Below are 8,284 nucleotides of genomic sequence, written 5' to 3' on the forward strand. Positions count from 1 at the left end.
TTACCATGACATCTGTCCGCAATGGAACTACACTATCTATCCGAGAGTAAATGTAAATCCTATATGAATCGGGAGGTTATTTTTTTACGAGCCCTTAGCGCGGACGATGCTGCCGTTGACCCGGATCGCGTGGCCTTGGAGCAGCAAGCGGATGTAGTAGTGTTTGCAGTGAACAGGCTCCTCAGCCTCGATCCCGAGCTCCAGGGCGCGGCTGTGGAGCCGTCTCAGGTGATCGGTGGCATCGGCGCAGTCACACCCCGTGAAGATTCGGGTTCCCAGCTCGGGCAGATGAACTGCATCCTCGGAGTAGTAGAGCTTGTCATCGGTCTTGCTGAGGAGCGTTCCGTCGGCGGAGAGCCTCCAGAAGACGAACTGGTCAACGGCGCGCATCGCCCGCTGTACCGCCCAGTCTCTGAGGGTCTCGCGGAGCTGCGGAACGTCTTGCAGCTCCACCTTCGGCATTTTAGGAATTCGTTTTTGCATGACTTTATTCTATCACTTTATATTTATCTTGCCAGTAAAAACGAATTCCAGACGCAGATTTATTTGAGGCTCCCTCCTACCCGAAGTGCATTGACATTGCCGTCTGCGAGATTGATGAATGCCCCGTGATGGTTCAGTCCACCATCCTTGAAGAGTCGCCAGAGCAGATCCAGCGCAAGCGTCGAAACAGCCCGGTTGACGAACAGATCCTGCCGAGTCAGAGCCTCCGCCAGCGAGCAGCTCGGCGCGTCGTCCTCTACAAAGTCCTCGCTCATGATCTCTGGGAACATCTCTGCAACGCTCGGGAGCTTCGGCTGAGCGGCGTGTCCTAAAACTACCTGCCCATCGTCTTTGCCGTTGCCTAGATCCAGCCAGTAAACCGGGGCGTAAGCTCCCGTATTTGCAAGCTTTGCGATGACTCGGCGACCAGCGGCGGTGTCAACACATGAAATCAGGACATGAATGCGACTTGCTCGGCTTGGGCCACAGTGCTGATCCAGGTACGGAGGATCGCGGCGCTTCTCGGGAAACTTTATCGGTGCCGCTTCCCAGTCCAGACCGAAGAAGCAGTTGACGCGGTTGACAGCGATAACGGCCTTGTTCTGCTCGATGTCACTGGCCGCGTAGAGCTGCCTTCCGATATTGGCTTCGCTCACCTGATCGTGATCGTAGACTTTCACGGCAAGGCCGCCGGGGTGTCCCAGCGCCCGCATCGCCACGTGCATCCGGGCGAGTCCATTGATCATCTCGCAGCCATTTCCTCCCGCTCCGACCACCACAACGCCCCAGCGCTCCGCCGTCGCAAGGCTGGGATTTAGGGGATGCCAGTGCGGGTCTGGCATCGGTATTCGCTTCTTTCTACTCATAGTTCGTCTCGTTCTCGCTTGTCGTTCACCGTCAGCAGGTCACTGACTTTGAGCTTGGTGGGAAGCAGCCATTCCGCGCGGAATGGGGTAGGGTGAGTCTGCGCCAGCTCCTGCCACATGCCGTTGTGTCCGCCGGGATGGGCACAGCGCCGACCATCATTGGAATGCGTGAAGTTTGTCTCGAAGAACGCTTTCTCCCAACTGGTAAACTCGCCATCCGTCGGAGAAAGTGCCTCTGGCAAGCTGATGTTGCCCCGACACATCTTCCCGTAGCTGTAGAGGTTGTAGTAGGGAGCGACGCGCAGCGGGGTCACGTTCGTCGGGCGCTGGTTCTGCTCCAGCGCGAAGACAAAGAGTGCGCCAGGCTCCGCCTTGAACAAGAGCGGAGGATGCGCCATGGGCTTACCAGAGACTGCCTTCAGCTCCGTCGTGGTGAAGTGCAGGCCACGCTGACTCTCGGGGAGCCACCAGAGCATCATCGCGCTATCGAAGTAGAGCAGGCGTTCAGGGAGAACCTGACGGGCGAGCGGGGCGGCGGACAGGCGCTGGAGAACCTCCACCAGCTCCCCCGCTCCGAGAAGCCTTCCCGGAAGCATCTGAGGCGCTTTCTGAGGCGCGAGCTGCACCTCGTGAACCGTCGCGGCACAGCGCTTTCTATCGTCATCCTCGTAGAGCAAAACAGCCCGCGAGAGCATCAGCTTGTCGTTTGTCGTGATCCGATCCGAAACCGTCATATCTGAGTCCTCCTGGTCATACCCTTACCCGCGCTTCCAATCCAACAAGCGTTGTCACGGCCTCAATGATCTTGTCACACAGAACCAGCACGATCAGGCTGGTCTCCAGAGCCGTGAAGGCTCGCTCGATACTCCATTCTTTTCCTCCAATCTGGAATGGGTAGCGCCAGATCAGGTCATCGCACATCACCTGCGCGTTGTGTTCGTTGTAGTCGTCGAAGAATCGAGTAACATGCGAGTGCCCTTCTTCCGAGAAGCGCGCCGTTCCCCAGTCAATGCAGGCTCCCAGATACGGCCCCATCGCTTCGTCTGCGTAGTAGCCCGCCTCGCTGAACAGGTTTCCCTCCCACCCCGATTCCAGGATCGCCTCGACCTCCAGAGCGGCAGAGAGTAGCTTGCCATGCTTCTGCCCTGGCTTCGTCTCCAGCGCCCTTTGCATTGCCTTCCGGTCGCACGGGAGGCTGAAGACCTCCTGGGGGAAGTAGAGGCGGAAGGCGGAAGGATCTAAGCCATCGCCCTCTTCATCTTGCCACTCCCCCCACCAGCTATTGATGTAGTCATCCACGAAGCAAGGGCAACAACATCCGACCACATCATTCAATGCACGGATCAAGACGCTGTAGACCGACCACGCCACTTCTGCGCCGAGCTGCTCTTCGAGAGCCTGATGGATCGGCTCCCAGTCCAGCAGCTTGTAGTTCGGGGCAAGCATCCCCAGGCCACAGATCGGCAGCTCCTTCTCTGTCGGCTTGTGGACGTACTGCTCGAAGCGCTCGGGATATATCGAGAACGCCTCCGGGTTGTCAGTGTAGGTGATCTCGTAGTTTTGGAAGTGAATGAGCGAGGCGCAGCCAAGCTCTTCATCGGCCCAGCGTGCCAGCCCGTTGGCGACACTTTGAACGATATCCCCATCGCCTGTCCAATCTCTCTCCTTCAGAATCCCCATCTTGAGCAGAACTTTCGCCATTCTTGTCAGCACATCCGTGGAACTCACCACGATCAACGACCGGGGAATTTCTTCCCCGATCACCGGAACGCTCAGAGCGGAGGCAGGAGGCAGGACGGGAGTAAGAGTGGTGCTCCTATTGTTCGCTTCCCGATGCCACCAGCCAGGGACTGCCCCAGTTTTTGCAGCTCCTCGGACTGACTCCACCTCGCCACCAGCTCCTGAGTTCGTGTGTCGTCTCCGCCGAGGCTCCGCTTGCGCAGCCCCTCCGAGAAGGGCTTGCCCAAGGGCTCCGAGTTCGGGCAGAAGATTTCCATGAGGCGCTGAGGTCGCACAAGTCTCTTGGGTTTGCATCTGCTAGCCTTTCGTCTTGACGGCTGCGGTGAAAGTGTAGACACGCCGCCCCTCCTTGGTCTCCGGCCCGGAGATCGTCGCGTTCGTCAAGGCCGGGTAGCTTCCTGCGTAGATTCGCTTCACCTGATCCGGGTCAAGATCGTCGTCTGGGTCGGCCAGCGTACTGCCATTGAAAACAAACACGCGGGGAAGGTCTGCCCCTGCGGAGCTTGGTAGCTCCGCTGCTACTTCACTTGCCATCACTCACCTCGATTACTCTTTTCACATGGCTCTCGGCGTTAAATGCCTCCAGCGTCACCACTCCCTCGATCTGCTTGCGCAACAAGGCCGTTGCCTGCTGCTCGGTCTCGGCTTGCACCGTGAAGACCAGATCAAGCCGCTGCTTCACTCTAAACTGCGCCATTACTTCCCTCTTCCTTGTTGTCTTCGATAACGTTTTCGATTGCATTAGTGGCAACACTACTCTCAATCAATTTGAAGTCCAGAGCGCGGCTATACAGCGCGGTTGCGATCGCGGTCTTGATCGAGACGGGTTCACCCTTAACCTTGCTATAGTGCTCAGCGAGCAGTCCGGCCAGGCTCTCCACTTCCTCATCCACCAATTCACGCAGCTTACGAGCCTCGGCAAAAACCTGCTTGGGCTTGACACGGTTCGCGATGATCCACTCATGATCTTCCTGCCGGATCATCAGATTCACGAAGCCTGTAAGTGCTCCGGGAGCCTGAGCAGGCACCTCGGGTTCTGGAGTGGGCGCGACCGCAACCGGAGCGGGTGCTTGCGGTGGTGCATCAGGGCGTGACGGTGCATCAGGGCGTGATGATGATGACGGAGAGGCCACTGAAGTCGTTCGCTGCGGCAGAGCAGGTGGCGGGGGGGCAGTAACTTCTTCAGTTTCGTTGACTGGCTTTTCTTCCTCGATCTCCATTTCTGGCGAGCGCTCGGACTCTTTCCTGCGCTTGACGCTGTTGACGATGCCTTCCAGCCCGTGGGACGAGTGCCCTAGCTCAATGGCTTGCTCCGCCAGGCGCTCCATCTCATCAGGCCACTCTGCAAGGCCAAGGAGCGCCTTCCCGTGACTGGGAGAGAGTTCCTTGCGCTGGATCTGCAACTGCACGCTCTCGGGCAAGTCCAGCAGCCGAATGGTATTGGAGATATCGGGGTTGCTACGCTTCGCCAGGCGCGCCACTTCCTTGAGCGGGTGGCCCAGCTCCCGTAGCTTCTTGTAGGCACGGGCAAGATCGAAAACCTCCAGGTCCTCGCGCTGGACGTTCTCCACAATGGCCGCTGTGAGAGCCTTCAGATCATCATCGAGGTCGGCGCGGACAATGACGTGTACCTCGTCCATTCCGAGCAGCTTACAGGCACGGTAGCGTCGCTCACCGGCGACAATCTCATACGTGCCATCGGTGTCTTTCTTCGGACGAACAACGAGGGGCGAGAGCAGCCCCTCCTCTTGAATGCTCTCGGCGAGCTGCGCGATGGCGTCCTCATCGAAGAGCGTGCGCGGATTCAAAGCGCTTGGCATGATCACAGCCAGCGAGAGCATTGCTGCACTCAATGCGCCCATTGCTCCCTCCGCTGCTTTTTGTCTACGTGACATACAGACTTCCTTTCCGAACCGTTGGAAGGGTTCGAGTGGTCGGATTGACCATATCTATACTATCACGTTGTATTTATCTTGCCAGTATAACGCGCTCCATATTATTCTTTCCTAGATCGCCCTGGCTTGCCTAACACCAGGTCCAGCGGGCTCTCCGCACGCATCTTTCCCACGACATCCGCGCGAGCAACGCGGGAGTAGATCAGGGTGGTGCTGAGAGTCGTGTGCCCGAGTGCGTTCTGGAGCGTGAACTCGGAGAGCCTGCCGGTTCGGATCGCCAGGGTCGCGAAGGCGTGGCGCATCGTGTGCGGTGAGCAGCGCACGCCCGTGATGCCCGCTCGCTGCCCAAGGCGTGTGTAGAGGTTACGTAGGCCTATCCCTGTGAAGCGCCCACTCTCGCCTCGTGCGGTGACGAACAACGGATCTCCAGGGCGGCGCTCGTCCTGGCTCAGATAGCGATTGAGCAGCATTCGACAGCGCACACCAAAGCCGACTTGGCGGGGCTTATTGCCCTTACCGAGCACAATGATCGTCCCGCTCGCCATGTCCACATCCTCCACGCTCAGGCCGATCAGCTCGCACGTCCGGATGCCGGTGTCGAGCATCAGGGCCAGGATCGCTTGGTCGCGGTTAGGGTAGAGCGAGCGCCTGGCGGCATCGAAGAGCCCTTCGAGCTGCTCCAGAGTGAACGGTTGCGGGGAGTTCTGTGGCGCTTGGGGCGTCTCCAGTTTGGCAAGGGGCGATTCCGGGAGCTGACCGTCCTTGATGAGCCATCGGAACCAGGCGGAGAATACCATCCAGTAGTTCTTGGCCGTCTTGGCACTCACGACCTTACCCGCTCCGGGCGCATTCGATCCCCAGCGCTTCTCTCCAGGCTTCAGAGGGATGCATAAGTAGGCAAAGAAGCGCGTGATGGCGTTGCGATCGCAGGCAAGAAGCTTCTCTGTCTCTAGGAACCAGACGAGCTTCCCAGCGCGGGCCCGGCGCTCTTTAATGGTCAGCGGGCTCATGCGCTGAATCCCTTCGCACTCCAGCAACCAGGTATCAAGGGATGCTTTCAAAGCCACCGTGGTAATCGAGGCGGGGTCTAGAAAAGCAAGGCGGTCTGCCGCAGTACGAACCGTCGCTTGTGGAGAACTTTCCCGGCGGCGGCGCATCTGACCTACATCGCGGGGACGGACAACAGCATCGCGAGGACGGACAACAGCAGGCTCCGGCGTAGGTATACCGGGATCGGGGGTATTTTTAGGAGCTTTGGCGGCGCGATCATTTCGCGAAACCTTTACCCTTTCGTGTCTTTTCATGGCGTTTTTCCTCATTTTTAGATGGGAAAACGCAGGACAGGCAGAGCGAACCTTTACCCTAAATCCCCTCAGAAACTGGCATTTCTAGAGGGATTTGGAGAGGCGCCGATCAGAATCGAACTGATGCATAAAGGTTTTGCAGACCTCTCCCTTACCACTTGGGCACGGCGCCTTGTGCAGGGAAGTCTATCATGCCACCCGACCGCTGGCAAGCCTGACGAATGGACTTTCTGACACCCGTTCTTCTGGCACAGCTATTGCCTAGCCTCTTGTACTATGCGTGATGCACGAGAGGCTAGCGCCCAGACCGGCGAGGCAATGCGATGGTTCTTGTTTATCTGGGTGGTGCTTCTACCCTGGATCTCTCTGGCAATGCTCGGCGCCTGGCTTACCCTGATAACGTCGTGTGGCGGTGTCGCGTTCTGGCTCTGGTGGGTCTCTCTGCCGGTGGGGCTGAACCGCCGCCCCGCAACCTGGATTCTGACATTCTTTCTTATTTGTAGCAGCGCCAGCACGCTGCTCCTATCAACCAGTCAGCTTCATTTTTCACCGTAGCCCCCACTTTCACCGTAGCCCACGCTACTCGCCGTACGCACGTGCCAGTAGTTCCACGGGGTGCAGGACTTTTGGTGCCGCCATGTTTTTGGGTAGGCCCTGCTCAATCCAGGCGAGACAACCCGGGTTTCCCGTAACAATAATCTCAGCTCCGGTCGCCAGGAGATTCTCCACTTTCTTGTTCTGAAGCTGTCCGGCGAGCTGCGGCTGAAGGTAGTTGTAGACACCGGCACTACCACAGCACTGATCGGCGTCCACACACTCGACGTACTCGATCCCAGGGATCATCTTGAGTAGCGTTCGGGGAGCATCAGCGATCTTTTGACCATGGCGCAGGTGGCAGGCATCGTGGTAGGTGATGCGTGTCTGAATCCAGCGCGTCATGGGGCGCGGCTCGATCTCCATCAAGTACTCCGTAATGTCTTTGACCTTCGACGCAAACGTAGCGGCGCGATCCGCCCATTCAGGGTCGTCTTTGAGTAAGTGCGTGTAGTCTTTTAAAAACGAGCCACAGCCCGCCGAGTTCAGGATGATGGCATCGTAGTCCGTGCCCTCGAACGAGGCGATGAGTGTACGCGCCAGCTCTTTAGCCCCTTCCAGTTTCCCCTGATGGCCGTGGAGCGCTCCGCAGCAGGTTTGGTTCTTGGGAACATGGACATCCAGGCCATTGGCAGCCAGAACCTGTGCCGTTGCCTTATGGACAGGGCTGTACAAGACGCTCATCACGCAGCCCGTGAGCAGCGCGACTTTTCCCCGTTTCTCGCCCCGTGCCCGTATCAGCTCGGGAAGAGGGGCGGAGGCTTTCTCCAGGTCAGCGGGAAGCGGGAGCTGCGTATCCGTGGGAAGTCCGACAAACCTTGCCGCGAACGCGGGAATCTTCCCTCCTGTGAGCCGCCCGGCCTTCAGGGCGAGCTTCATCTTCTTGGGGTCGGTAAGCAGCATCAGGAGCCCCTCGCGTAGGACGCGCTCGCCCGTGGTGCGGGCCACCTGGTGCTCCTGCTCGTTGCGAAAGTGTTCTAAAAGATGCCCGTACGGCACGCCGGAGGGGCACGCAGTCTCGCACGCGCGGCACCCCAGGCAGCGATCCAGATGGTACCCGACGCCTCCCGGTTGACTCGCCTCTTCTCCCACCATGGGTAGCTTGCCTTCCGAGACGCTGCGCATCAGAACCAATCGCCCCCGGGGGCTGTCCGCTTCATCGCCCGTTGCTCGATAGGTCGGACAGGCATCCAGACAGAACCCACAGTGCACACAGCTCAAGAGCCCTTTTTCGACATCCGCTTCCTTCATTGCTCGCTATTGTACCTGCCGTTTACTACCAACCCAACGATTTAGGCAAACTGCGGGTGCAGGACATTAAAGTGGTGAGGTAGCAGTCCTCAACGATTGACGATTCCAAAAGGCGACGAACTCTTCCCACTCGTTGCCAAAAAGAAAACCG

General features: G+C 58.5%; 11 protein-coding genes and 1 tRNA gene. 1 reads left to right on the forward strand and 11 read right to left on the reverse strand.

The window, feature by feature from the left end; translation table 11 throughout:
* Nucleotides 1–84 precede the first annotated feature (84 nt).
* From ACH2ED_RS04405 to ACH2ED_RS04450, 10 genes are all read right to left on the reverse strand, one after another.
* Nucleotides 85–483 (reverse strand): hypothetical protein, encoded by a 399-nt coding sequence (locus ACH2ED_RS04405; protein WP_395088998.1) that lies wholly within the window; start codon nt 481–483, stop codon nt 85–87.
* A gap of 59 nt (nt 484–542) precedes the next feature.
* Nucleotides 543–1,349: a PRTRC system ThiF family protein gene (locus ACH2ED_RS04410; RefSeq protein WP_395088999.1), complete on the reverse strand. Its 807-nt coding sequence runs from the start codon at nt 1,347–1,349 to the stop codon at nt 543–545.
* A complete protein-coding gene (locus ACH2ED_RS04415; RefSeq protein ID WP_395089000.1) occupies nt 1,346–2,083 on the reverse strand; it encodes a PRTRC system protein B in 738 nt (245 codons plus the stop codon). The genes ACH2ED_RS04410 and ACH2ED_RS04415 overlap by 4 nt, the downstream gene beginning before the upstream one ends.
* A 16-nt stretch (nt 2,084–2,099) precedes the next feature.
* Complete coding sequence (locus tag ACH2ED_RS04420; RefSeq protein WP_395089001.1) at nt 2,100–3,050, reverse strand: hypothetical protein; 951 nt, start codon at nt 3,048–3,050, stop codon at nt 2,100–2,102.
* A 71-nt stretch (nt 3,051–3,121) separates the two neighbouring features.
* Entirely contained in the window at nt 3,122–3,364 is a 243-nt protein-coding gene (locus ACH2ED_RS04425) for a hypothetical protein (protein ID WP_395089002.1), read from the reverse strand.
* Nucleotides 3,365–3,386: 22 nt separating this feature from the next.
* Nucleotides 3,387–3,623: a PRTRC system protein C gene (locus ACH2ED_RS04430; protein ID WP_395089003.1), complete on the reverse strand. Its 237-nt coding sequence runs from the start codon at nt 3,621–3,623 to the stop codon at nt 3,387–3,389.
* Nucleotides 3,613–3,786, reverse strand: a complete 174-nt coding sequence (locus ACH2ED_RS04435; RefSeq protein WP_395089004.1) for a hypothetical protein — start codon at nt 3,784–3,786, stop codon at nt 3,613–3,615. The genes ACH2ED_RS04430 and ACH2ED_RS04435 overlap by 11 nt, the downstream gene beginning before the upstream one ends.
* Nucleotides 3,773–4,984 (reverse strand): ParB/RepB/Spo0J family partition protein, encoded by a 1,212-nt coding sequence (locus tag ACH2ED_RS04440; protein WP_395089005.1) that lies wholly within the window; start codon nt 4,982–4,984, stop codon nt 3,773–3,775. The genes ACH2ED_RS04435 and ACH2ED_RS04440 overlap by 14 nt, the downstream gene beginning before the upstream one ends.
* A gap of 101 nt (nt 4,985–5,085) precedes the next feature.
* On the reverse strand, nt 5,086–6,288 hold the full coding sequence (locus tag ACH2ED_RS04445) for a tyrosine-type recombinase/integrase (protein WP_395089006.1): 1,203 nt from the start codon (nt 6,286–6,288) through the stop codon (nt 5,086–5,088).
* A gap of 100 nt (nt 6,289–6,388) precedes the next feature.
* A tRNA-Cys gene (locus ACH2ED_RS04450) sits at nt 6,389–6,460 on the reverse strand.
* Nucleotides 6,461–6,564: 104 nt separating this feature from the next.
* Here ACH2ED_RS04450 and ACH2ED_RS04455 point away from each other — a divergent pair.
* Nucleotides 6,565–6,843, forward strand: coding sequence for a hypothetical protein (locus ACH2ED_RS04455; protein WP_395089007.1), 279 nt, complete (start codon nt 6,565–6,567; stop codon nt 6,841–6,843).
* A 24-nt stretch (nt 6,844–6,867) separates the two neighbouring features.
* Here ACH2ED_RS04455 and ACH2ED_RS04460 read toward each other — a convergent pair whose 3' ends face one another.
* Nucleotides 6,868–8,133, reverse strand: a complete 1,266-nt coding sequence (locus ACH2ED_RS04460; protein ID WP_395089008.1) for a (Fe-S)-binding protein — start codon at nt 8,131–8,133, stop codon at nt 6,868–6,870.
* Between the last annotated feature and the right edge of the window lie 151 nt (nt 8,134–8,284).

It is taken from the genome of Armatimonas sp. (assembly GCF_043757465.1).
GTDB lineage: Bacteria > Armatimonadota > Armatimonadia > Armatimonadales > Armatimonadaceae > Armatimonas.